This window comes from Shewanella sp. 1CM18E (genome assembly GCF_023161665.1).
Lineage (GTDB): Bacteria > Pseudomonadota > Gammaproteobacteria > Enterobacterales > Shewanellaceae > Shewanella.
Genome location: NZ_JALNTW010000016.1, coordinates 33823 through 56926 on the forward strand (window position 1 = coordinate 33823; position 23104 = coordinate 56926).

The 23104-nt window shown below is 41.5% G+C and carries 23 protein-coding genes; 19 read left to right on the forward strand and 4 right to left on the reverse strand.

Translation table 11 applies throughout. The annotated features are described in order from the left end of the window. The first annotated feature begins 93 nt into the window (after positions 1-93). On the forward strand, positions 94-594 hold the full coding sequence (locus MSG37_RS17350; RefSeq protein ID WP_248471930.1) for a GNAT family N-acetyltransferase: 501 nt from the start codon (positions 94-96) through the stop codon (positions 592-594). Between the two features lie 137 nt (positions 595-731). On the opposite strand, the gene fur is transcribed toward MSG37_RS17350, so the two are convergent. Next, positions 732-1163, reverse strand: coding sequence for a ferric iron uptake transcriptional regulator (fur, locus tag MSG37_RS17355; RefSeq protein WP_220781983.1), 432 nt, complete (start codon positions 1161-1163; stop codon positions 732-734). A 268-nt stretch (positions 1164-1431) separates the two neighbouring features. Between fur and cobB the strand changes: the two genes are divergently transcribed. From cobB to MSG37_RS17370, 3 genes are all read left to right on the forward strand, one after another. After that, positions 1432-2157 carry a Sir2 family NAD+-dependent deacetylase gene (cobB, locus tag MSG37_RS17360; RefSeq protein ID WP_248471931.1) on the forward strand — a complete coding sequence of 242 codons (726 nt, stop codon included), beginning with the start codon at positions 1432-1434 and terminating at the stop codon, positions 2155-2157. A gap of 69 nt (positions 2158-2226) precedes the next feature. After that, positions 2227-2688, forward strand: coding sequence for an AAA family ATPase (locus tag MSG37_RS17365; protein WP_248471932.1), 462 nt, complete (start codon positions 2227-2229; stop codon positions 2686-2688). Between the two features lie 323 nt (positions 2689-3011). Beyond that, positions 3012-3917: an MBL fold metallo-hydrolase gene (locus MSG37_RS17370; protein WP_248471933.1), complete on the forward strand. Its 906-nt coding sequence runs from the start codon at positions 3012-3014 to the stop codon at positions 3915-3917. 468 nt (positions 3918-4385) lie between these two features. On the opposite strand, the gene fusA is transcribed toward MSG37_RS17370, so the two are convergent. Beyond that, a complete protein-coding gene (gene fusA / locus MSG37_RS17375) occupies positions 4386-6479 on the reverse strand; it encodes an elongation factor G (RefSeq protein WP_248471934.1) in 2094 nt (697 codons plus the stop codon). Positions 6480-7020: 541 nt separating this feature from the next. Between fusA and MSG37_RS17380 the strand changes: the two genes are divergently transcribed. Next, positions 7021-7962 (forward strand): hypothetical protein, encoded by a 942-nt coding sequence (locus tag MSG37_RS17380; RefSeq protein WP_248471935.1) that lies wholly within the window; start codon positions 7021-7023, stop codon positions 7960-7962. A 178-nt stretch (positions 7963-8140) separates the two neighbouring features. Here MSG37_RS17380 and bioA read toward each other — a convergent pair whose 3' ends face one another. Continuing rightward, complete coding sequence (gene bioA, locus MSG37_RS17385; protein ID WP_248471936.1) at positions 8141-9481, reverse strand: adenosylmethionine--8-amino-7-oxononanoate transaminase; 1341 nt, start codon at positions 9479-9481, stop codon at positions 8141-8143. Between the two features lie 332 nt (positions 9482-9813). Here bioA and bioB point away from each other — a divergent pair, with 332 nt between their 5' ends. The 6 genes from bioB to MSG37_RS17415 all read left to right on the forward strand — a co-directional run bounded on the left by bioB (position 9814) and on the right by MSG37_RS17415 (position 15619). Next, the gene (gene bioB, locus MSG37_RS17390) at positions 9814-10866 is read left to right on the forward strand and encodes a biotin synthase BioB (protein WP_248471937.1); all 1053 of its coding nucleotides are present in this window, start codon (positions 9814-9816) and stop codon (positions 10864-10866) included. 149 nt (positions 10867-11015) lie between these two features. Beyond that, complete coding sequence (locus tag MSG37_RS17395; RefSeq protein ID WP_248471939.1) at positions 11016-12209, forward strand: 8-amino-7-oxononanoate synthase; 1194 nt, start codon at positions 11016-11018, stop codon at positions 12207-12209. Between the two features lie 42 nt (positions 12210-12251). Continuing rightward, entirely contained in the window at positions 12252-13022 is a 771-nt protein-coding gene (locus tag MSG37_RS17400) for a methyltransferase domain-containing protein (protein WP_248471940.1), read from the forward strand. Between the two features lie 26 nt (positions 13023-13048). After that, positions 13049-13714 (forward strand): dethiobiotin synthase, encoded by a 666-nt coding sequence (gene bioD, locus MSG37_RS17405; RefSeq protein ID WP_248471941.1) that lies wholly within the window; start codon positions 13049-13051, stop codon positions 13712-13714. Positions 13715-14117: 403 nt separating this feature from the next. Continuing rightward, the gene (htpX, locus tag MSG37_RS17410; RefSeq protein WP_248471942.1) at positions 14118-14981 is read left to right on the forward strand and encodes a protease HtpX; all 864 of its coding nucleotides are present in this window, start codon (positions 14118-14120) and stop codon (positions 14979-14981) included. Positions 14982-15271: 290 nt separating this feature from the next. After that, positions 15272-15619: a cytochrome c3 family protein gene (locus MSG37_RS17415; protein ID WP_248471944.1), complete on the forward strand. Its 348-nt coding sequence runs from the start codon at positions 15272-15274 to the stop codon at positions 15617-15619. 109 nt (positions 15620-15728) lie between these two features. On the opposite strand, the gene MSG37_RS17420 is transcribed toward MSG37_RS17415, so the two are convergent. Next, positions 15729-17195 (reverse strand): NarK family nitrate/nitrite MFS transporter, encoded by a 1467-nt coding sequence (locus tag MSG37_RS17420; RefSeq protein ID WP_248471945.1) that lies wholly within the window; start codon positions 17193-17195, stop codon positions 15729-15731. 392 nt (positions 17196-17587) lie between these two features. On the opposite strand from MSG37_RS17420, the gene MSG37_RS17425 reads away from it, so the two are divergent. The 8 genes from MSG37_RS17425 to MSG37_RS17460 all read left to right on the forward strand — a co-directional run bounded on the left by MSG37_RS17425 (position 17588) and on the right by MSG37_RS17460 (position 23070). Beyond that, the gene (locus MSG37_RS17425; RefSeq protein WP_248471946.1) at positions 17588-18745 is read left to right on the forward strand and encodes a hypothetical protein; all 1158 of its coding nucleotides are present in this window, start codon (positions 17588-17590) and stop codon (positions 18743-18745) included. Between the two features lie 302 nt (positions 18746-19047). After that, positions 19048-19596, forward strand: a complete 549-nt coding sequence (locus MSG37_RS17430; protein ID WP_248471947.1) for a curlin — start codon at positions 19048-19050, stop codon at positions 19594-19596. A 105-nt stretch (positions 19597-19701) separates the two neighbouring features. Continuing rightward, a complete protein-coding gene (locus MSG37_RS17435) occupies positions 19702-20337 on the forward strand; it encodes a LuxR C-terminal-related transcriptional regulator (RefSeq protein WP_248471948.1) in 636 nt (211 codons plus the stop codon). Further along, positions 20334-20789: a curli production assembly/transport protein CsgE gene (locus MSG37_RS17440; protein WP_248471949.1), complete on the forward strand. Its 456-nt coding sequence runs from the start codon at positions 20334-20336 to the stop codon at positions 20787-20789. Before MSG37_RS17435 ends, MSG37_RS17440 begins: the two co-directional genes overlap by 4 nt. Positions 20790-20801: 12 nt before the next feature. Then, positions 20802-21215 (forward strand): curli assembly protein CsgF, encoded by a 414-nt coding sequence (locus MSG37_RS17445; protein WP_248471950.1) that lies wholly within the window; start codon positions 20802-20804, stop codon positions 21213-21215. 2 nt (positions 21216-21217) lie between these two features. Beyond that, positions 21218-22066, forward strand: coding sequence for a CsgG/HfaB family protein (locus MSG37_RS17450; protein ID WP_248471951.1), 849 nt, complete (start codon positions 21218-21220; stop codon positions 22064-22066). A gap of 159 nt (positions 22067-22225) precedes the next feature. Further along, positions 22226-22621 (forward strand): hypothetical protein, encoded by a 396-nt coding sequence (locus tag MSG37_RS17455; protein ID WP_248471952.1) that lies wholly within the window; start codon positions 22226-22228, stop codon positions 22619-22621. Further along, positions 22621-23070, forward strand: a complete 450-nt coding sequence (locus MSG37_RS17460; protein WP_248471953.1) for a hypothetical protein — start codon at positions 22621-22623, stop codon at positions 23068-23070. Before MSG37_RS17455 ends, MSG37_RS17460 begins: the two co-directional genes overlap by 1 nt. Positions 23071-23104: the final 34 nt, after the last annotated feature.

Below are 23104 nucleotides of genomic sequence, written 5' to 3' on the forward strand. Positions count from 1 at the left end.
CGTTTAAGCAAACATGTTTTAATACTTTCTAAACTAAACAAAATGTGAGTATATTAGGTGGATAACCCGTAAAGGGAATAAAAGGAGGTTATTGTGATTATCACTGAGACGGACAGGCTGATCCTGAGACATTTTGAAGCAAGAGATACTAAGGCCATCTTTTTGCTTAACAGTATCCCCGAGGTACTGACTTATATTCCTGGAGAACCGATGACGTCATTGTGTCAGGCAGAGCAAATTTTTGAAAATGTCATTTCCACCAGTTATCGAGAACGCGGCTATGGTCGCTGGGCAGTAGAGCATAAAGCTGATGGCAAAGTGATCGGTTTTTGTGGGCCAACATTTATTACTGAGTTTAATGAGGTTGAACTTGGCTATCGTTATTTACCGCAATATTGGGGGCAGGGCATAGGTTATGAAGCTGGTGCTGCGGCATTAGATTGCTTTAAAAATTATGATATCCATGAAGCAATAGCTTTGATTTTACTTGGTAATAAAGGTTCAGAAGGCGTTGCTAGAAAAGTTGGTATGAAAGAGCGTAATCGCGATAAATTTATGGGTCACAAGGTCAATGTATTTCACAAAGTGCTTTGATAAGGCTCTTTAATTAGGTGACCATATTAAGGGCCTTGAATTAAAGGACATTAATTAAAACTATGATTACAGCTTTGTATATTACAGCCATAAAAAAACCAGCTCAGAGCTGGTTTTTTTATGGCTTAAGCGCAGCTTTACGCGTCGCCGTGGTCACATTCATCGTTAGTGCACACGCCATATAAGTACAAGCTATGGTTGGTAAGCTTGATATTATGTTTCATCGCGATTTCATCCTGACGACGTTCAATCATTTCGTCAGAAAACTCAATAACCTTACCGCATGAAAGGCATACTAAATGGTCATGGTGATGCTGAGATGAAAGTTCAAAAACAGCCTTGCCGCTTTCAAAGTGGTGACGAGTCACAATACCTGCATCATCAAATTGGTTTAGAACACGATAAACAGTAGCAAGACCAATCTCTTCACCCATGTCGAGTAACTTTTTATAGAGATCCTCGGCACTAATATGTTGATTCTCTGGCGCTTGCATCAATTCTAAAATTTTGACTCGTGGTAAGGTCACTTTCAAACCCGCTTTCTTTAGCGCTTGATTTCCATCTGTCATTATTGGTCTCTTGATTGCAGAACGATTAGCCATAAGTTAATCAGTTCATTTGTGGGTATTCAATCCATTATATGTGTACAAAATGAAAACTTAAACCTTTGATCTAGCAATAAAGCGTCTTTACCAAATAAAAGCTATTAACTAGATATAAAACAAGCAATTTAAGCATACATTTTGTATTGTTATTACCCATTTATACTAACGCCTAATGTCATATAAGACTACAAAAAGGCAAAATGGCAACAAAGACCAATAAAAAGGACTGTAGATGTACCAGCAGATTGTAGTATTGACCGGAGCAGGGATCTCTGCCGAATCTGGATTACGCACCTTTAGAGATCAAGACGGTTTATGGGAAGAACATAAAATTGAAGAGGTCGCTACGCCTGAAGGTTATGCAAATAATCCTGAGTTGGTGGAGGGGTTTTATAACGACAGGTGGCAGCAGTTTCACAATGGCTCAATTGAGCCTAATGCGGGGCATATTGCGCTGGCTAAATTAGAGCAAAAGTTTCAAGGCGAATTGTTAGTCGTTACGCAAAACATTGATGACTTACATGAAAGAGCAGGTTCTAGACGTTTGTTACATATGCATGGAGAGCTTTCTAAGGGCCGTTGCCCACGCTCGCAACAAACGTTTTTGCTTAGGGAGCCTTTTGGACCAGAGCATACTTGTACTTGTTGTATTCCGGCACAACGTCTGCGGCCCCATGTGGTGTGGTTTGGCGAAATGCCGTTCGGCTTAGATAGAATTCAGCACGCGCTTGATACCTGTGACCTATTTATCGCAATTGGTACATCGGGTACTGTTTATCCCGCTGCAGGTTTTGTAGATACCGCTAATCATCATGGCGCTCAAACCGTTGAGATTAACTTAGTCGCAGCCGACCGCCATAGTCAGTTTCAATATCATCTTGAGGGCAAGGCGAGCGAGTTAGTACCTAAACTTGTTGACGATATTCTTAGCGGCAAAATTGTCAGTAACGATATTTAGACTTAATCATATTTAGAATTAGTGATTGGCTGTAACAATCACACAGCAAAACTTTTGGGGCTGAAACGAATGACAAGACAAACTAATTACCAAGGTTTAGCAATTATTATGCGCGGTTTACCAGGCAGTGGTAAAAGCTACTGGGTTGAAGAGTATATTAAGGGGCTGCCAAAATCACAAAGTGATGAGCGAGTGAAAGTTTGCTCGACGGATGAGTTTTTTTATCAAGAAGGACAATACAAGTTTAATCCTAAAGAGTTGTCTAAATACCACCAACTCAACTTAACCCGTTTTATACATGCCATTGCCAATAAAGTACCTGTAGTGATCTGTGATAATACTAATATGGCAGAGTGGGAGTTTGAGGGATACTGTACAGCAGCGAAAGCGGAAGGCTATCAAGTTCAAATTCAACAAGTGGGTGAGCCAAAAAATAAAGAGCATCAATTGTTATGTGCAGATAGGAATAAGCACAGCGTACCCTTAAAAAGTATCATAAGAATGGCAAATAGCTTCGAGGTTTTAAGATAAGCGATAACAAAGGTGACTTGATTTATCAAAGCTATCTTACTGTGTTGTATCGTTTCATTTCTGCGGTAGCAGTGACAGTTTTTAGCTTTTTCAAATCGTGGGTTACATCTGCTTTAGTAGGTGGCTTTAAGCGACTAAAACATTTCTTTCTATCTAAGGGTTATGGCCCTCCTTGAATAGCCTACTTATGCCTTCTATCCTTTTAGTTGGTTAGTTAGCATCTACCTTTGTTGTTTTGAAAAGTATGTGCAATCAACAACCATCTGATGTTGCGTTATAGCTGATTATCGCAATGGAAAATCATTAATAAAAGGACGCTTATTATGGCTAGGTATTTGTTCAATGTGTTGGTTTTTACGGGACTCATGTTTGTCAGTTGCTTTAATGCCCAAGCAGAATCCACTGTCTCAGTTGATGTATTTAAAGGTGAAACTGCCACAGTTAATTCCTATCTCTTTTCAAATGGTAAGTCACTCATTGTAATGGATGTTCAGCGCTCATCTATTGAAGCTGAAAAGTTAGCTAAAGTTATTCAAGCTAAAGGGTTACCGTTAACTCATATTCTTATTAGCCACGGGCATCCTGATCACTACATTGGTATGAACTTGCTGATGCAAACGTTTCCTGATGTAAAAGTAGTTGTTGCAAATGAGGACATTAAAAAAGATATCATTGGATTTTCTACTTGGATGGAAAGTGTAGGCTGGTTAGAAAACGAACCTGCGCTAAAACCTAAATCAGCTAAGAACCCCGATGGTTTTGACTATGAGAATAATATTACTCTTATAACGGGCGATAGCTTGGCCTTCAAAGGCGGTGGAGAACTTAAGCTTGATACTCACTATCTACCTGCTGAGGCAAATCATGTTACAACTATCTATATTGATGATTTGAATGCCTTATTTACTTCGGATCTGGGCTATAACAAGGTCCATTTATGGATGGGGCAAGGAGTAACGAATGAGCATATTCAAAACTGGAAAGCGCAATTGTTGGCATTTAACAAAACTTATAACGATTCTGATTTAGTTATTTATCCAGGTCATGGTGATGCGACAAGCAACCAATTATTTACAGAGATGATAGGTTATATAGAATATTTTCAGCTAATCACTGAGAGCACTGACTCCAGAGCGGAAGCAATGGCAGCGATGAAACAGCGTTATCCTAATTATAAAGAGGCGGATTTTTTATTGAAGTACAGTGTCGACTTTCATGTTAAGGAATAATACTAATCGCTATGATATTAATACCAATCAGTATAAACATTTAGTCATTCAGCGAGAGTTTAGCGGTTTTGAGGCAAGGTCATTAAGTGCTCCTGCTTTAATGACATTCGCTGCATCCATGCAGCTCGCAACGAATGAAGAGCATAGTTGTTCTACGTTCAAGTTCCCTCTTTGTTTATTAAGAGTCACAGCATCAGAACCGCTAAAACTCGCCATTCTGGAACGTTTTTGGCAGCCTACTTCTGCGTTGAATACCTTTATAAGGGAATAACCATTATTTCAGCTATTCGCCTTGAATTAGTTTGCCAAAAATCGTTCTGAGCTGATCAAATTCTTATACTGATTGGTATAAACCGTTTGCGAATTGATGACTCAATAAGCTAAAGATAATAAAAAAGCCTGTAGATTTTCATCTACAGGCTTTTTGTTAAAGATTAAAACTCTAAAGAGTCATAACTAAATTAATAGTTACTTCTTAGCTTCAGCAGCTTTTCTTTCTTTAACTTGAGCGATAACTTTCTCAGAAACGCTGTTTGGACACTGTGCGTAGTGAGCGAATTCCATAGAGAATTGGCCACGACCAGAAGTCATAGTACGTAGTGAACCGATGTAACCGAACATTTCTGAAAGCGGTACGTCAGCCTTAATACGAACACCAGTAACACCAGCGTTTTGGTCTTTGATCATACCACGACGACGGTTAAGGTCACCAATTACGTCACCAACGTTGTCATCTGGGCTGAATACGTCAACGTTCATGATTGGCTCAAGAAGTTCTGCACCAGCTTTTGGCATAGATTGACGGAATGCGCCTTTAGCAGCGATTTCGAACGCGATAGCTGACGAGTCAACTGCGTGGAAAGCACCGTCAGTTAGTTCTAGTTCAACGTCTAGCACTGGGAAGCCTGCAACAGTACCAGTCTTCATCATGCTTTCGAAGCCTTTCTCAACTGCTGGCCAGAATTCCTTAGGAACGTTACCACCAACTACTGAAGACTTGAACGTGAAGCCAGTGTTTGCTTCGCCTGGACGGATAACGTAGTCGATCTTACCGAACTGACCAGAACCACCAGACTGCTTCTTGTGAGTGTAGCTATCAGCGATTTCGCGAGTGATAGTTTCACGGTAAGCAACTTGTGGCTCACCTACAATTAGCTCAACGCCGTAAGTACGCTTAAGGATGTCTACCTTAATGTCTAGGTGAAGCTCACCCATACCTTTAAGAATAGTTTCACCTGAGTCTTCGTCAGTTTCTACGCGGAATGATGGATCTTCAGCGATCATCTTACCGATAGCAACACCCATCTTCTCAGAACCACCTTTATCTTTTGGTGCTACTGCGATAGAGATTACTGGCTCTGGGAATACCATTGCTTCAAGAGTACAAGGGTGCTTAACATCACATAAAGTGTGACCAGTTTGTACGTTCTTCATACCAACGATCGCGATGATGTCACCAGCTTGTGCGTAATCAAGTTCGTTACGCTCGTCAGCTTGCATTTCACACATACGGCCGATACGTTCAGTCTTACCAGTTGCACTGTTAAGAATCGTGTCGCCTTTACGTAGCTGACCTGAGTAGATACGTACGAATGTTAGTGCACCGAAACGGTCATCCATAATCTTGAATGCTAGTGCTTTTAGTGGCTCGTCTACAGATACTAGAGCGTGCTCACCAGTTTCGTTACCTTCTTCGTCAGTTAGAGGCTGTGGATCAACTTCTACTGGATCTGGTAGGTAATCAACAACTGCGTCAAGAAGAAGCTGCATACCTTTGTTCTTGAATGCAGAACCACAGTATGTTGGGAAGAAGTCCATAGTACGAGTACCCTTACGGATACAACGCTTGATGTCTTCGATAGATGGCTCTTCGCCTTCCATGTATGCTTCTAATAGATCATCGTCTTGCTCAAGAGCAGTTTCGATTAGCATTTCACGGTATTCTTCAACTTGGTCAACCATGTCAGCTGGAATGTCTTCGATGCGGTAGTTTTCCGCTTCGCCAGTCTCATCCCAAACCCAAGCTTTACGAGAAAGTAGGTCAACAACACCACTGAATTCGTCTTCGATACCGATTGGTAGAACCATTACTAGTGCGTTAGCAGCTAGAACGTCTTTAGTTTGCTTAACAACACGTAGGAAGTCAGCACCCATACGGTCTAACTTGTTTACGAAGATGATACGAGCAACGCGAGAATCGTTAGCATAGCGCCAGTTAGTTTCTGATTGTGGTTCAACACCACCAGAACCACAGAATACACCGATACCACCGTCAAGAACTTTAAGAGAACGGTAAACTTCTACTGTAAAGTCAACGTGGCCAGGGGTGTCAATAACGTTGAAACGGTGATCGTTCCAAAAACAACTAACAGCAGCAGACTGAATGGTAATACCACGCTCAGCTTCCTGTTCCATGAAGTCAGTTGTAGATTCGCCGTCATGAGTTTCACCAGACTTATGGATCTTACCGGTTAGCTTTAGGATACGCTCAGTTGTAGTAGTCTTACCCGCGTCAACGTGAGCAAAGATACCAATGTTTCTGTACTTTGATAAATCAGTCATTTTTCTACTCTATTGGAGTTACGTTCTAAAATTCCGCGCAAGTATAGCAATACTTTTCAATTTATTTTATTCATTTTTATCATTCAGGGCTAAATTAAACGAAATATCATAAAAAAATCACATTTTATAGCCAAAACTAAGCTCAAAAATCCGTTTGCAAAGGCTTGAGGAACCTAGCATGTGGCTTTTTTCGCTGAATTTTTTATCGACATAGAATAAATGGGCATACGATTGCGCGAAGCTGAAGCTAGTTTAGTCAAATTTAATCTAAAAGGACACAAGCAAACGCAAGTATGTATAGCTATGTTTGCTCAATGAATGGCTTTCCCGTCGTTAACCTGAATTAGCTAAGGCAGGCTTGTATGCATATAGTACTTTGAGTGGTGTCTTTAGTGATTGTTAATCGTTTTCCAGGTGTTCAACGTATCTCATGTAATGATGCTTCTATTCTCAACAAATACATTTTATCCCATAGATCCTGTGTGGGCAGAGGCAGTAGGGGTCGACATAACGCGCAGGCGAATTTAATTGAGGGCATTTGATGCAGACTTTAGTGAGCCAAGGAACGATTGAGCAAATGTCTAGCGTTAAGAGCTGCTTTGCGCCTAACTCTATACCTATTCTCTTTGTCGATTACATAGGCAATGGTTTTTTTTCAATTATAGTGCGCTTGTGTATCGTGTTATTTGGCTTGTTTTCTTTCCAATGTATGGCAGCTGAGATTGACATTATTGACACCAATGTTCCGGAGTCCGAAAAAGTAAAAGTGAGGCAATGGCTCAACTATGGTGTGAATGCTGTGAGCAAGACGTTAGGTCCGCTGCCACAAAAGCGTATCGAAATAGAAGTGATACAGCAGCGAAATGCCCGCGAACCGGTCCCTTTTGCTGAAGTGAACCGCAGCAAACCCATTAAAGTGAAGCTGACCGTTGATGCTTTCGCGACATTAGACGATTTTATAGAAGATTGGACTTTGTACCATGAGCTATCGCATTTATATCTGCCATATTTAGATTATCCCTCCTTTTGGCTTACAGAGGGATTTGCAACTTATATGCAATATGTGACGATGCTTAAAAGTCAGATCATTAATCGTCAGTCGTTTATTGAGCGTATGCGCGATGGTTTCATTCGTGGCGCCAATCAAACAGAAAAGCATCCTGGTCGACTTGCTGATGTGGCGGATAATATGTGGCAGAGAAGGGCGTATAAGCGAGTTTATTGGTCTGGTGCGGCGTTTTTTGTTGAAGTCGATTATCAATTAATGAGTCAAGACCTTAGTCTTGCAGATGTTATTACACGTTATAGTCGATGCTGTTTGCGTGAATACAACACTGGTAAGCATTTGATGGCTGAATTTGATAATCTTACACAAACCACAGCTTTTACTGACGCTTACCAAAAATATGCCAAGCGACGGGACTTCCCTAAAATCTCTGAGCTTCAGATTGAGAGAGTTGCTGATTATTACTCTAAGCATTAAAGCCACTAATTAAACAAGCAACAATGGCTAAACATCAAAGTTGTCAAGTAAAGTGAGTTGTCGAGCTAAGATAACAAGAACCACACCAATATATGCGTTTAAGTGTAGCGAAGTGGCACAAAAGCATATATGCCACTATTTTGAGGCTAATTTGCCGACAAAAACGAAAGCGCTGACACTAACCGTGACTGATAAAGTCGCCTGACGCATTAGGTAAACTAGACTGTTTTGCAACAGCTTTCATTGCATTGGTTAGCTTGCTTAAGTCCGTCGAACTAATGCAGTAAGGCGGCATAATATAGATAAGGTTAGAGAAAGGTCTAATCCACACACCTAGATCTACAAATTGCTGCTGAAGCTCTGCGGTATTAAGGGTACTAGACATTTCTAGTACACCGACGCCACCTAAAACTCTGACATCTACAACATTCGAATAATCAGCAGCTTCTGCTAACTCCATTTTTAATTGAGCTTCGATGGCTGAGATTTGTTGTTGCCAATGATTTTCTTTGATGAGTTCAAGGCTCGCAACTGCTGCTGCGCAAGCTAATGGGTTACCCATAAAAGTAGGGCCGTGCATAAATACGCCCGCAGGTGAGTCACTCACTCCTTGTGCGACCTCGTCACTGCATATGGTTGCGGCCAAAGAAATATAACCACCAGTCAGTGCCTTACCTAAACAAAGGATATCGGCTTCAATATCACTATGTTCATAGGCAAAAAGCTTGCCTGTGCGGCCAAACCCGGTAGCTATCTCATCTAATATAAGTAGTACATTATATTTGTCGCACAATTTTCGCAGCGCAGCTAGGTAATCTGGGTGGTAAAAACGCATACCGCCAGCACCCTGCATGATGGGCTCAACCAGCACTGCTGCAATTTGTTGATGACTATCTTCAAATAATTGGGCTATTTCGGTAAGTTCCTGCGGATCAAACTCTTCACCGAAACGAGAGCGTGGTGCGGGGGCAAACAACTGTTTGGTAACCAATTCGCCAAACATGGTATGCATACCGCCTTCTGGATCACAAACACTCATGGCTGCAAAAGTGTCGCCATGGTAACCGTTCTTGATTGTGAGGATTTTTTGTTTGTATGGCTTAGCTCTACCTTGCCAATACTGCAGCGCCATTTTCATGGCAACTTCAACAGAAATGGAACCAGAATCGGCTAAAAAAACCTTGGTCAATTTAGGGCTGGTTAGTTCTACAAGTAAACGAGCTAGCTCAATTGCTGGTCGATGAGTTATTCCGCCAAACATTACATGGCTCAGTTGCGCGGTTTGTTGCTGCATAGCCGCAACGATTTTGGGGTGACTATAACCATGTATACAAGCCCACCAGGAACTCGTACCATCGACTAACTTGCTACCGTCTTGCAATTGTAACTCAACACCTTCAGCCGCAACCACACCGTAAGCGGGCAGTGCATTGGTCATTGACGTATAAGGATGCCACAAATGATCTTTATCAAATTGAAGGTCGATACTGTTTGTCGTAGATTGATTATCTCTGCTCATAAATTAACCGTTAGTAAACCTTTTAATTCGTATGACATTGACAGGTTACGGCTTGCAGGTATGCTAAGCAAGAAAAATATAGTGGTAATTAACTAGTCATTTATTTGTAGTTATTTGTTTTTTATATTAAATAGTTTGTTACCCAGTACAGGTTTATATTGATTAGTCACTTAGTCGAATACCTAAGGGGGGGGATTTGCAATATAAAGCGGATGCAGTAAATGACCTTAATATTAAAGACCGCTCTAGCTATAGCGTTAACTCATCAGTATAAGAACAATTAACAATAATAACGTCTTGTGATTTGAAATCAGTGAGCAAAAGGGAACCAAATGTCTGAAGTACAGCTAAGAAATGATTGGAAACGTCAAGAGATTGAAGCGCTTTTTGCTTTGCCAATGAACGATCTTTTATTTCAAGCGCACAGTATTCACCGCCAAGAATTTGATCCAAATGAAGTTCAAATCAGCCGATTATTATCGATTAAAACCGGTGCTTGCCCTGAAGACTGTAAGTATTGCCCACAAAGCGCTCGTTACGACACAGGTCTTGAAAAAGAGCGCCTAATGGCGATGGAAACAGTATTAACAGAGGCGCGCAGCGCCAAAGCTGCTGGCGCTTCACGTTTTTGTATGGGCGCTGCGTGGCGTAACCCGAAAGAACGCGATATGCCGTACCTAAAGACCATGGTCGAAGAAGTCAAAGCGTTAGGTATGGAAACGTGTATGACCTTAGGCATGTTGTCTGCTGATCAAGCTAATACACTTGCTGAGGCCGGTTTAGATTATTACAACCATAACTTAGATACTTCGCCAGAATATTATGGCGATGTGATCACCACTCGTACTTATCAAAGCCGTTTAGATACCCTAAGCAACGTGCGCGCATCAGGCATGAAAGTATGCTCTGGTGGTATTGTCGGTATGGGGGAAAAAGCGACAGATCGTGCTGGACTCATTCAGCAGCTTGCTAACCTAGATCAACACCCTGATTCGGTACCAATTAATATGTTGGTAAAAGTCGAAGGTACACCATTTGAAAAGCTCGATGACTTAGATCCATTAGAGTTTGTGCGTACAATCGCTGTGGCACGTATTACCATGCCTAAGTCTCGAGTTCGTCTATCTGCTGGTCGTGAAAACATGACCGAAGAGTTGCAAGCAATGTGCTTCTTTGCCGGTGCAAACTCAATTTTCTACGGTTGTAAGCTGTTAACGACACCAAATCCTGAAGAAAATGATGATATGGCGCTATTTAAAAAGTTAGGCTTGCATCCAGAGCAAGGCGTAGCAGCCACTAAAGAGCAAGATCAAGCCATGCTTGCCAAAGCTGCTGCACAGCAAGATAAGAAGCAATCAGCGTTTTATGATGCTGCTGCGCTCTAGTTGCACTTCAAGGGTATGAATAAGCGCACAAATAAAGATTAATTAAAACAATAGCTAAAATAGTAAAAATCTAACCATTGCAATCGCTTATACCTCGTAGACTTACAGTGAGGTATAAGCACTACACGCTTTTAAATTGAGCCTAATCAATGTCAGAAAGTTCCAATCAAGCACAACCACTAGAAAACCTTACAACTCGTATTGTTAACCGAAATTTAGCACTTAACGAGCAAGGTTTATTGAGAAAACGTACCAACCTAGTACTGGATCCTAGTCAGTCAAATTACTTTGAAGTTGATGCATTACCCTATGTTAATTTCAGTAGTAATGATTATTTAGGTTTATCAACATCAGTTGAGGTCGTTGATGCATTGCATCAAGGTGCTAAAGACTATGGTGTAGGCAGCACAGCTTCACCGCTTGTTGTTGGTTATACCGAGGCGCATGTAAAGCTTGAAAAAGCACTCTGCGATGTCACAGGCCATGAAGCTGCATTACTATTTTGTTCCGGTTTCAGCGCTAACAATGCCTTGATGAAAACCTTGTTTGAATCACATGATGTAGTTGTTGCCGATAAGTTTATTCATGCATCTATCATCGATGGTATTCAAGACAGTGGGGCGACACTTAAACGTTTTACTCACAATGACGTTGATAGCGCTAAGTCTTACTTTGACCGTTTTAATCCAAGAGCACTGATCACTGAAAGCGTATTTAGCATGGATGGTGATGTCGCGCCGCTAGCTGAACTTTCTGCACTTTGTCAGCAAAACAATGCGTGGTTGATTGTCGATGATGCCCATGGCTTCGGTGTCATTGGTGAAGATGGTTTTGGCGTGACTAGGCTTGCTGATGAGGTAAAAGTCGATGCGCAGTTAGTCACATTTGGCAAAGCGCTTGGTGGTCAAGGGGCTGCGATTCTAGGTAGTCGTGAGTTAATTGACTTTCTGGTTGCCAATGCACGTCATTATATTTACTCAACGGCTTTGTCACCAGCAAGTGCTGCTGCGGTTTTTACTGCGCTAACGGTAATAGAGAAACAACCAGAGTTAAGAGAAAGACTTAATGACAACATCAGTTATTTTCGAGCTCAGTGCGCGAAAAACAATATTGAGTTAACCGGCTCGTTAACCGCGATACAACCGATCATTCTAGGCGACAGCGCTAAAACCATGGCAGTGGCTCAGCGCCTAAAAGAACACGGGTTTTGGTTAGGAGCAATTAGGCCGCCAACCGTACCGCAAGGTAGCGCAAGGCTGAGATTGACACTAAACACTAACCATTGTCATCAAGATATTTCAGCGTTAGTTAATGTGTTAGCCGATATTTTAAATAACGATTAATCATTAAAAGAATGAAAGACAACTTTTTTAGGATCCAATGCTGTGAATAAAGGATCAACTGGGCTAAGCCAGCAGGTGGCGACATGTTTCTCTGCCGCTGCAGATCGCTACCATAGCTATGATGTGTTGCAACAGCAAACTGCTAAACGATTACTTGCACAAATGTCGCCATGTGAACATCTGTTAGATATTGGAGCAGGTCCTGGCACTAGCTTTATTCACCTCGAGGGGTTAAAGCTAGTTACCAGTCTTGATATCGCGCCTGGCATGCTACGAATATTAGCAACTAACTTTCCTGAATACCTAGCCGTTTGTGGAGATGCACAAAGCTTGCCTTTGGCATCAGCAAGCGTTGACGGGATCTACTCTAATGTAGCCCTACAGTGGTGCGACAATTTGGAGCAGGCAATTAGCGAAGCTAATCGGGTATTAACAGTAGGTGGGGAAATTAATTTAAGCATAGTGGCGCAAGATAGTTTGCATCAACTGCGTGATCTCGGTTTTAAAATAAATCAGTTTATAGCGCCAAGCAGTTTGTTGGCATGTTTCGATACTAATGTTTGGCATATTGAAGTGTGCGAAACTCAAGCGGTTAATGTTTATTTTTCTAATCTCAAAGCGATGTTGCAGTCAATCAAAGGGGTAGGGGCTGCGATTGTTAAGCCCGCGCAAGCCACTAAGTTGCCTCAAGTCACACTGAGAGGACGTAAAGATTGGCAAGCACTGCAAGCTAAGGCAGAGTTGAGCCGAGCCCCAGAGGGCCTTTCCCTAACTTATAATATTAGCTTTATTAAGGCGCGCAAAAAGCGTTAATCGCAGCTGAGCGACTTGGAGAGAACATGACTTTTTTTGTAACCGGTACAGATACCGACTGTGGTAAAACGCTTATCTCATCAGCTTTATTAACTGCTGCTAAAGGTGAAACTCTTGGTTTTAAACCAATTGCATCAGGTTGCGCTACAACTGAAAATGGCTTGCGTAATAGCGATGCCTTAGCGCTAATGGCAGCCTCGACCATTAAGCTGCCTTATGAAGATATTAATCCTTTTGCTTTTGAACCTGCCATTGCACCGCATATTGCAGCGGCAGAGAAAGGTGTTGAGCTACTTCCTAACCGTATTGCTGCACAACTTAAAATGGCGGAGTATGTTGGTGCCGATTTTTGTGTGATTGAGGGCGCTGGTGGTTGGCGTTTACCGCTTGGCCAAGGGCATTTCTTATCTGAAGTGGTGCAATCAATGCAGCTACCTGTGATCCTTGTGGTCGGTATGAAATTGGGTTGTTTAAACCATGCATTACTTACTGCAGAAGCAATTAAGGCCGATGGTTTGAATATTATTGGTTGGGTTGCAAACCAAGTTGATCCAGAGATGGCTAATCAAGCTGAGAATCTGGCTTTTCTAAAAGAAAACATAACGGCACCATTGATTGGTTATGTCCCCTATCTTGCAGCGCCATCAGCAGAGAAAGCGGCTGAATACCTAGATCTTAGTGTTTTAGGTTAGTCAATAACTTGCACAATTAAGGTTGTTCGGATAAATGGTTTATCACATTAGTTTGCTGAATTGGCTCGGCGCATAAGTGCTAAATCATTTGCCGTTAAAGGTTTTATGCTGGCGTGAAGCGCTAAAATACTTGCTTGCTAAGTAAGCAGTTAATTCAGCGTATCTCATTGTTAAAAAAGATTAATCAATAACTGACATAATTATAGGGTTACGGTGATTATTTTAATCTTAGATTAATGAACTCACCCTAGAATCTGAGCGCCTGATATAAAGTGGAGCGAAGTCGTCTACTATTGAAGCGACTGGACATAATTTTAATTGTCTCCCCTTGAATTCTCGATTTTCAGACATATTATGTCTTTAAGAGTGCATATTAGGTACTTTGTATCCAACAGGAGCTTAAATGAAGCGTATATTTTTATTGATTGCCACTAACATGGCGATCTTACTTGTGGCATCTATTGTGATGTCTATTCTAGGTGTAAACACCTCAACCATGGGCGGATTGCTTGTATTTGCAGCAATTTTTGGTTTTGGTGGTGCGTTTATCAGCTTAGCTATTTCAAAGTGGATGGCTAAAAAGACCATGGGCTGTGAAGTGATTACCACTCCACGTGATAACACTGAGCGCTGGTTAGTCGAAACAGTTGCACGTCAAGCTGAGCAAGCTGGGATTAAAATGCCAGAAGTGGCAATTTATCAATCTCCAGAGCTAAATGCGTTTGCAACAGGTCCAAGCAAGAACAATTCTTTGGTAGCGGTAAGTAGCGGCCTATTGTACGGCATGAACCAAGATGAAATCGAAGCTGTACTTGCTCACGAAGTTAGCCATGTAGCTAACGGCGACATGGTGACATTGACCCTAATCCAAGGCGTTGTGAACACTTTCGTTATTTTCGCTGCACGTGTTGTCGCTGGTATCATCAATAACTTCGTTGCAAGCAACGATGAAGAAGGTGAAGGCTTAGGCATGTTCGCATACATGGCAGTTGTTTTCGTTCTTGATATGTTGTTTGGTATTTTAGCTTCAATTATTGTTGCTTACTTCTCACGTATTCGTGAATACAGAGCCGATGAAGGTGCTGCACGTTTAGCGGGTAAAGAGAAGATGATTGCTGCGTTAGATAGATTACGCCAAGGCCCTGAAACAGGAGCAATGCCTGCATCTATGTCTGCACTTGGTATTAACGGTAAGAAGTCTATGGCGGAATTGATGATGAGTCATCCACCACTAGAAAAGCGTATTGCGGCGTTACGCGCTAGCTAATATTGCGTATTGCTAAACAAAGCGGTTTGAGTTGATAAAGCTCAAACCGCTTTTTTATTGCTCAAAATCAAGGTGATAAATAGTGAAAACGCGCATATTCCACGAGACAATTTGATTGAGCGCACGTTTTGCCTAAAACCACAATGATATGATCTTGCAGCTAAATTAGTTGCGAATTAGATAATGCTTAGCTAAATTAATCTAAGTCGTGCTAAAAAATATTGATCGCAAGATGAAAACAACCTGACATATAAGTTTTCACTATGCGGCCATCAAATGAGGATACAATTGTGAGCAATAAACTACTAAGCGTAATCTTTGGCGCGGCATTCGCTGCGTTAGCACTATCTCCTTCTGCTTTTGCTGAAGGTCAAGAACTTGCTGAAATGCATGCTGAAATGGACGGTTGTGAAGCGTGTCACGCTGACGGTTCTCCATCTGCAGACGGCGAGTATGAATTTGAACAGTGTCAAGCTTGTCACGGTACATTAGCTGAAATGGACGCAGTTCACCAACCACACGATGGCATGCTAATGTGTGCTGACTGTCACGCGCCACACGAAATGAACGTAGGCGATAAGCCAACTTGTGACAGCTGTCATGATGATGGTCGTACAGCAGAGTCTACGCTTAAATAACTAAATTTATTTAAGTCACTAAAAACCAGCCTTGAGCTGGTTTTTTTGTTTTTAAATTGGTATTTCACAACGATAACTTAGGCGTTTTACACTAGTGTGATGTTCAAAGCTAACTTACTTTAATAAGTGTGACTTCACCATTTTTATTGGTTTCTGAGATATAACCTTTGGGCTCAGTCATGAAAAACAGTGCGATAAAACTGAATACTGCACTGGCTGCGATAACATAGAAAAAGATTTCTACTGTGGTGATAGAGTAAATCGTTAAGAAAAACACAGCTCCTGCGTTACCATATGCACCAGTCATTCCGGCAATTTGACCTGTTAACCGCCGCTTAATTAGCGGTACCACTGCAAACACTGCACCTTCACCACTTTGAACGAAAAAGGAACACAGCATTACCATTAGAATAGCACTGGTAATTGACCAATTATTGTCAATTTGAGCAACAGCAAAGTAACTAATTGCTAGACCACTAGTCAGTATAAATAATATGGATTTTCGACCAAATCTATCGCTCAACCAGCCGCCAGCTGGCCGCGACATTAAGTTCATAAAAGCGTATGACGAAGCGAGCAAGCCGGCTTGAGCTATCCCTAAATCAAAGGTTTGTGCAAAAAATAAGGGGAGCATTGATACAACGGCAAGCTCGGAGCCGAAGGTAGAAAAGTACAGCACATTTAACACTGCGACTTGTTTAAAGTCATAACGCTCATGGTCTGCAAACGTCTTTGTAAATACCGACCTGTTAAGCTTAATGCTATGCAAAGAATCGATGAACATAACAATACACAGCAGTAGGTAAACTAAATTTGCTGCCCCACTTGTGAGCATTGCGACGCCTGAAGGCGATAGCTTCCAAGTGAGTAATGCTAGTGAAGCATAAATGGGGAGTTTCATAATAAGTAGGAGGCATAAATCCAGCTTACTTGTAACTTCTAAAGCGCCAAAATTTGCGGCTTTAAAATAAGTTGAATTTTTAGGTGAGTCACTGACATTCGTGTAATAGATGAAAGCAAAGGCCAGACTGAGCAGGCCGGTCAAACCTATGGCATAGCGCCAACCATTTTCTTCACCAAACACTAGTGCTATTACTGGCAGGCTAAAGGCTGCGGCGGCAGAACCAAAATTGCCCCAACCAGCATAGAGTCCCTGTGCTAACCCCAGCTCCTTTGCTGGGAACCATTCACTTATCATGCGGATCCCAATAACAAAACCTGCCCCAATAAAACCCAGTAAAAATCGGGCAAATGCCAGTTGTTCAAAAGAGCTTGCAAGCGCAAATAAAAAGCAGGGGATTGAACATATTGCCAGTAGCAGCGAATACACTTTTCTAGGACCAAATCTATCTGTTAGCATGCCGACTATGATTCTAGCGGGGGTGGTTAATGCGACATTTAAAATGAGCAGGGTCTTGATCTGATCGTGACTTAAATTAAAGCTTGCTGCTATTAAACTCATTAATGGCGCTGCATTAAACCAAACTAAGAAGGTAATGAAAAAGGCGCCCCAACTCAAATGCATAATTTTCATTTTGCCGCTGAAGCTAAAAAGGTTAAATTTTTGTTCGACCATATTTCGTCAGTACCTATACATTAGCTATTGGACGTTATTTAAGCTTACCGACTAGCTTGAATATTTGCACAGCAATTTAGTTTTACGCTTCAATCGTTAAAACAGTAAAAATGTCGCTCTCAATTTCTAACAAGTTTTTGGCTTAGCCTATAGCCGGATAAAGCTAAATGACTTGAATTCACTGAGCCTGATGCTGGGAAAATCTAAAAATGAGTTAGCTATTTCAAGCAACACTGTTGTATAAGCGATTAGCAAAGTCCCAAGGAGGTGAGCGTTAAACTTGCAGGCAGCTCACGACTTAAGCCATAAAACTTATTCAGTTTGTAAAATAGCCTTGTTGGAGGAATGTTGCTAATGTGTTTATTTCCGCGAATGATTCAAGGAGTGGCGCTGTGCGAAGGATTGTTGTTTTATGTTGCCAATTATTGGTTCTAGGGCTAACCCAAGGCTGTCAATTAAGCGTTCAACCTATTGCTACACCGCAGTTGCCCGATTTAGGCCATACCGATAACAGTACAAGTTTTGTTGTTCCTCAGCTTGAGGAAATGTATCGATTATCACCAGAGCAAATCGCCGAACTTACTCAATTTACCCTTAGAGAAGATATCGCGCTTTTACCTAAACAAAAGCAAGCTTACGAGTTTTTAAAGAGTCGCTTAGTTAACTTTGACTTCGAGGGAGAAAACTATTTTGCCAGCGAGTCTTTAGCATTAGGCCGAGGCAATTGTATGGCGCTTGCCATGCTGACCTATGCGATAGCCAGAGAGTTAGATATTCAAATCAATTTTCAAGTCATGCATACCATGCCGATATTACTTGATGTTTCAGGCAAGTTCGCAATGACTTCGGATCATGTTCGTAGTTTTCTTTTTCAAGAAGTAAGTGAAGAGCAAACCACATACTTATGGCAAAGAGATCGTATCGTTATTGATTATTTCCCAGACCGTTATGACAGAGGAGGGAAAATGATTGATGAAGATGAGTTTTTTGCCATGTTCTATCGAAATCTAGCGGCTGACTCAATGATGGTAGGTGAGTTTGAATACGCGCACTTGCTATTAAAGAGAGCACTAGAGCTGGCGCCTGATTACGCACCTGTGATTAATATGCTTGCGGTTGCATCTAGGCAGCTAAGCGATAACAGGCTTGCTGAGGCTCTGTACCAATACGGGTTACAGGTGGCAGATGAAAAAGTAACCCTACTGAGTAACTATCATGTCTTGTTAACTAAACAAGGCCGAGATCAGGAAGCAAGGCAAATTAAACAACAGTTATTGGCCTATGATGACCAAAGACCATATATATGGTACTTACAAGCAAAAGATGCAATGGCAATTAATGATTTTGAGAGTGCAGAAGTGTATTTAAATAAATTTCTTGAAAACACTAATTACTACCACAAAGCGTATTTTGATTTAGCGAAAGTGCAACTTCAGCTTGGCAAGCCTTATAAAGCGAAAAAAGCGTTGGATCTTGCTATTAGCTATTCATCTTCAAGCGAAAACAAAGGTTTATATGAGGCAAAATTAAACTGGTTATCATCTCTCTAGCTAGCCTGTTATAAACCACTAGTAACGGTACCGTTAGTACTAGGTCTCAAAGATGTAAAGTCGTACCTTGATTGCCAACCTCTAATTATATGGCCTATAAAACAATGTTTTATCTTGTTTTTGGTGAGCTACTGGCTGTAGCACTTATGGTGCACAACTAGTAGTTTAGTCTAGTTTTACTCAGTTAAATAATCATTATGACGCATAGCCTTTAATACTCTGGATTGATGAAGGCTATGTGCTTTATCGACATAATGACCGCGTCTTTTATATTTAGTCAGCGGAAAGGTTGATAAGTAATAATGAATCACTACCCATCGAACAGAGTCGCACAACCGTTTTGTGCCAGCTCACTTAAAAGTAGCGTTCTTGTAGCAATATTTATTGCCTCTCCTTTTTTATATGCAGATCAGGACTTGAGTCAGCTCGATGAGCTAAATGGTTTTGACAACCATGCTTCAATTGTTCAAAACGGCAGTAATTTAAATGCCGGAGTGAGTCAGCAAGGCGTGTCAAATACCGCGATTGTAAACCAAAGTGGTTTTTCAACCCAGGCAAACGTTGAGCAAATTGGTGGGACTAATTATGTTTTGGCTCATCAAAATGGCGCAGAAGTAGAAGCTAACATTCTGCAAAGCGGTTTTAATAATGTGTTTATTTCTTCTCAGCAAGGCGCATTTCTTAGTGTGGAATTAGAACAACAGGGAAATGATAACCGTGCATCAGTATTGCAAATTGGTAATGAAAGCGATGTCTCTATTTATCAAAATGGAACTGGACATGCGGTATCGGTTATTCAGTACGGTCAAGGCCGCTCGGCGCAGATCACCCAAGGTTACACCTCAAATTAAATCTTAAAAGCACAATTCACCAACAGATATGTTGAATATGTGTAACAGATATGTATTACACTAATGGCCACATGGATGGTGATAAAAAGTACACGGAGTAAGGTTATGTTTAAAGTTACACATTGGGTCGTTGTCACGCGTTCGCATCTTTTTGCGGATCTACTTAATACGAGATGGCCTCAAGAGTTTCTGGTTAAGTTACATCGAGTATCGCCGGAGCATTTTAATGGTGATTTATTAGAAAGCCGGATCACTATAATCTTGATTGACTTGGCAAGTGTTGACGTACAAACCGCATATCAGATCCAACGTAGAATAGAAAAAGGCAGTAATGTCGCTCGCGTAGTGTTTCTGCATTTCCCGCAGCAGGTTGATGCAAGGTTTTTATTGCAAGCTTCAGTCACTGCAGGCGTATTCTATGCAGATGCTTCTCTTGAACAAATTGGCGAAGGAATGGCCGAAATAGTTAAAGGTAAAGTCATTATCCCGCAGTCTTTAATTGAATCGAATAATGCCAAAGATGCTGTAACGGATGACGTTGAAACCCTTACTATTCGCGAGCGAGAAGTATTACAAGTGCTGAGAAGTGGCAGCACTAACATCGATATCGCTAACAAGCTTTTTGTCAGTGAAAGCACCATTAAAACCCACCTTTACCGAGCATTTAGAAAGATCGGTGTATCAAGTCGCGGCCAAGCCATTGCCTGGGCGCAAACCAATTTACATGAAGTGACTCAATGATCCGCTGGGCTTTATGTTTAGTGTTGCTGTGCTCATGGGTAAACGCTGAAGAGATAACAGTCAATCAGTCTATTGCTGCAATCAGCACCAGCGATACCCCCCCAAAGGTTGAAACAGACTTGATTGATGGCTTGATCCTTAGTCGAGCCATGACTCGCTTTGGCCATAGATTTTATCGCCAATTTGTCGCTGATTATCGTGATATAGGTGGTGTTACGCGCCATTCAGGTTTAACTGTTGTTGAGCAAGCAACAGCTCGTAGTGGCAGTAAGATCAGTATTTTGCATAACCGAAAACCGATTTACATCACTGTTGTTTCGCCAGCGAGTCGCAATATAGATGAGCAAGCGATGTCGGCAGCTAAGTATGTCAATCAGAAATTGAAGCAACATCAGAAGCAAGCTAGCTGGGCACAATTTCTAGATCCAGATCTAGCGCCTGATGAGTTTTAACAAGGAATGTCCATGAATAAAATGACAAAAATGACCAGTGGATTGGCACTTCTGGTTTTTGGCACGAGTGTTAACGCTACCCAGCTAATTTATACACCGGTTAATCCCAATTTTGGTGGTAGTTACTTAAACGGCTCGTACTTGCTATCTAATGCTTCTGCGCAAAATAAACATACTGGAGGCTCTAGTTACGTGCCGCCTACAGCGCTAGAGAGGTTGGCAAGTTCACTGGAATCGCGATTAATGAGCCAGCTTTTTAATGATGCCGCTAATGGCGGGGAAGGTTATTTAAAGACCGATGACTTTGAAATCCAAGTCGTTAATGAAGATGGCTCTCTTTTAGTGCATATCACAGATGTTCTGACTGGTGAAACAACAATAATCGAAGTCGGTGGACTTGTAGATAGCAGCACAGGAGCTGGCTAACGATGAAAAAGCTAATCCCATTATTTATCTTGTGTTTTGTGAGTGCATGTTCATCAACCAGTGAATTAGAACAGATAGAGGCGTCATCGAGTTTGATGCCTAAAAGTGACACCTATTATGACTTAATCGGTTTGCCTAATCCTCAAGGTAGCATGGTGGCAGCGGTTTATGATTTTCGTGATCAAACAGGTCAATACAAGCCTATTCCATCGAGTAACTTTTCAACGGCAGTTCCTCAGAGTGGTACAGCATTCTTGGCTCAAGCACTCAACGACTCAAGTTGGTTTATTCCGGTAGAGCGTGAAGGGCTGCAAAATCTGCTAACGGAGCGAAAGATTGTTCGTGCAGGCCTAAAAGGAGATGCAGCCAGTTTAAGTCAGCTCAATTCGGCACAAATATTAATGGAGGGGGGGATTGTTGCCTATGATACCAATGTTCGTACTGGTGGCGCTGGTGCTCGATACTTAGGTATTGGTGCTTCAAGTCAATTTCGGGTTGACAGCATTACAGTTAATCTTCGAGCTGTTGATATTCGCACTGGGCGATTATTGAGCAGTGTAACAACCACTAAATCGGTTTTGTCGAAAGAGCTAACTGCAGGGGTATTTAAATTTATAGATGCTCAAGAGCTACTCGAGTCTGAAGTAGGTTATACATCAAATGAACCTGTTAGTTTATGTGTTGCGCAAGCAATCGAAAGTGCTGTTGTGCATATGATTGCAGATGGCATTTGGAAAAGAGCTTGGAACCTTGCAGATACCCAAGCCGGGTTAAAAAATCCTGTGTTACAAAAGTATTGGTTAGAAGCTCATTCTATTGAACGTGTGCAAGCGCGAATAGATCAAGGCTAGTTCAATCAAGACGACTAAAGGCATCTAGGATGCCTTTTTTGTGGCTAAATTTTACTATAAGTAAAGCTGCGCACAACACTCACTGGTCAGTAAGCTATACAGGTGTGTAGTTTTGCTTTATACTCTTTGCATCTTAGATTTACAGGTAAGAGGCAATAGATGAAATTTAAAATACTTACAGGACTTACATTAATTGGCAGCGTGTTATCTGCAAACCTATTTACTGTTAGCACCACAGTAAGCCTGTTAGCTGTGAGCTCTTTCTCTACCCAAGCTGCAACAGTTGGTTGTGAACGAGCTGGTGGTATTAAGTGCCAAAAAGTCAGAAAGCCCTACAAAAAAGCAAAAGTGATTGTTGTACCAAAGCATCACCGTCATTATCACGCTTATCATTCGCCTCTATTGACGGCATTAGGTATGGCGATTGTGCTAGATGCTGCCGGTAACGCGGTAACAGAAACTGGCAATAAAGTCGTTGTATTGGGTGAGGGAAATGAGGTTAAAAACGTCTATGAGAAAGACGGTGTGGTATATCTGATCAAAGAGATTGGATAATGAAAATCAGCCAAAGAGAGTTTGCAGAGCAATTGCCGCTAATTGATAAAGCCCTAAGCTGCTTAGCGGTAATAATGTGTGTTGCAGGCTTAGTTTTTGTTATTAAAACCAGTGCTTCTGAGTTAAGCATTATGACCATGATTGCGTCAGTAGTCATTGCATCTTCAATCTATTTATTCAAGGTACTTGTATTGGGAGTCAGTCAACACTTGGTATTAATCGCTGATTCGATCCCGGCAAAACCGATAACTCAGTCGGTGGTTAAGCCCACGGAACAAAAGAAAGTGGCTAATTTTGGTTTGTGTACTTTCTGTAATCAATACGAGACTAAAAATACGCTATCTGGTCGCTATGTATGCTCTGATTGCTATAAAGTGTTTTTAAAAGTAAGAGGGCAAGTGCTAGAGCCTAAGCTTGATCGATTTATGGGCATAAAAAGAGTCAGTTAATCGCTAAGAGGTCATTCCCTTTGAACGACGCAAA

Coding starts and splice junctions, on each gene's coding strand:
- MSG37_RS17435 (WP_248471948.1), top strand. CDS start 19,702: ATGTTTAAAGTTACACATTGGGTCGTTGTCACGCGTTCGCATCTTTTT.
- htpX (WP_248471942.1), top strand. CDS start 14,118: ATGAAGCGTATATTTTTATTGATTGCCACTAACATGGCGATCTTACTT.
- fusA (WP_248471934.1), bottom strand. CDS start 6,479: ATGACTGATTTATCAAAGTACAGAAACATTGGTATCTTTGCTCACGTT.
- MSG37_RS17450 (WP_248471951.1), top strand. CDS start 21,218: ATGAAAAAGCTAATCCCATTATTTATCTTGTGTTTTGTGAGTGCATGT.
- MSG37_RS17455 (WP_248471952.1), top strand. CDS start 22,226: ATGAAATTTAAAATACTTACAGGACTTACATTAATTGGCAGCGTGTTA.
- bioD (WP_248471941.1), top strand. CDS start 13,049: ATGACTTTTTTTGTAACCGGTACAGATACCGACTGTGGTAAAACGCTT.
- fur (WP_220781983.1), bottom strand. CDS start 1,163: ATGACAGATGGAAATCAAGCGCTAAAGAAAGCGGGTTTGAAAGTGACC.
- MSG37_RS17460 (WP_248471953.1), top strand. CDS start 22,621: ATGAAAATCAGCCAAAGAGAGTTTGCAGAGCAATTGCCGCTAATTGAT.
- MSG37_RS17430 (WP_248471947.1), top strand. CDS start 19,048: ATGAATCACTACCCATCGAACAGAGTCGCACAACCGTTTTGTGCCAGC.
- MSG37_RS17370 (WP_248471933.1), top strand. CDS start 3,012: ATGGCTAGGTATTTGTTCAATGTGTTGGTTTTTACGGGACTCATGTTT.
- MSG37_RS17365 (WP_248471932.1), top strand. CDS start 2,227: ATGACAAGACAAACTAATTACCAAGGTTTAGCAATTATTATGCGCGGT.
- MSG37_RS17395 (WP_248471939.1), top strand. CDS start 11,016: ATGTCAGAAAGTTCCAATCAAGCACAACCACTAGAAAACCTTACAACT.
- MSG37_RS17445 (WP_248471950.1), top strand. CDS start 20,802: ATGAATAAAATGACAAAAATGACCAGTGGATTGGCACTTCTGGTTTTT.
- MSG37_RS17380 (WP_248471935.1), top strand. CDS start 7,021: ATGCAGACTTTAGTGAGCCAAGGAACGATTGAGCAAATGTCTAGCGTT.
- bioB (WP_248471937.1), top strand. CDS start 9,814: ATGTCTGAAGTACAGCTAAGAAATGATTGGAAACGTCAAGAGATTGAA.
- cobB (WP_248471931.1), top strand. CDS start 1,432: ATGTACCAGCAGATTGTAGTATTGACCGGAGCAGGGATCTCTGCCGAA.
- bioA (WP_248471936.1), bottom strand. CDS start 9,481: ATGAGCAGAGATAATCAATCTACGACAAACAGTATCGACCTTCAATTT.
- MSG37_RS17440 (WP_248471949.1), top strand. CDS start 20,334: ATGATCCGCTGGGCTTTATGTTTAGTGTTGCTGTGCTCATGGGTAAAC.
- MSG37_RS17420 (WP_248471945.1), bottom strand. CDS start 17,195: ATGGTCGAACAAAAATTTAACCTTTTTAGCTTCAGCGGCAAAATGAAA.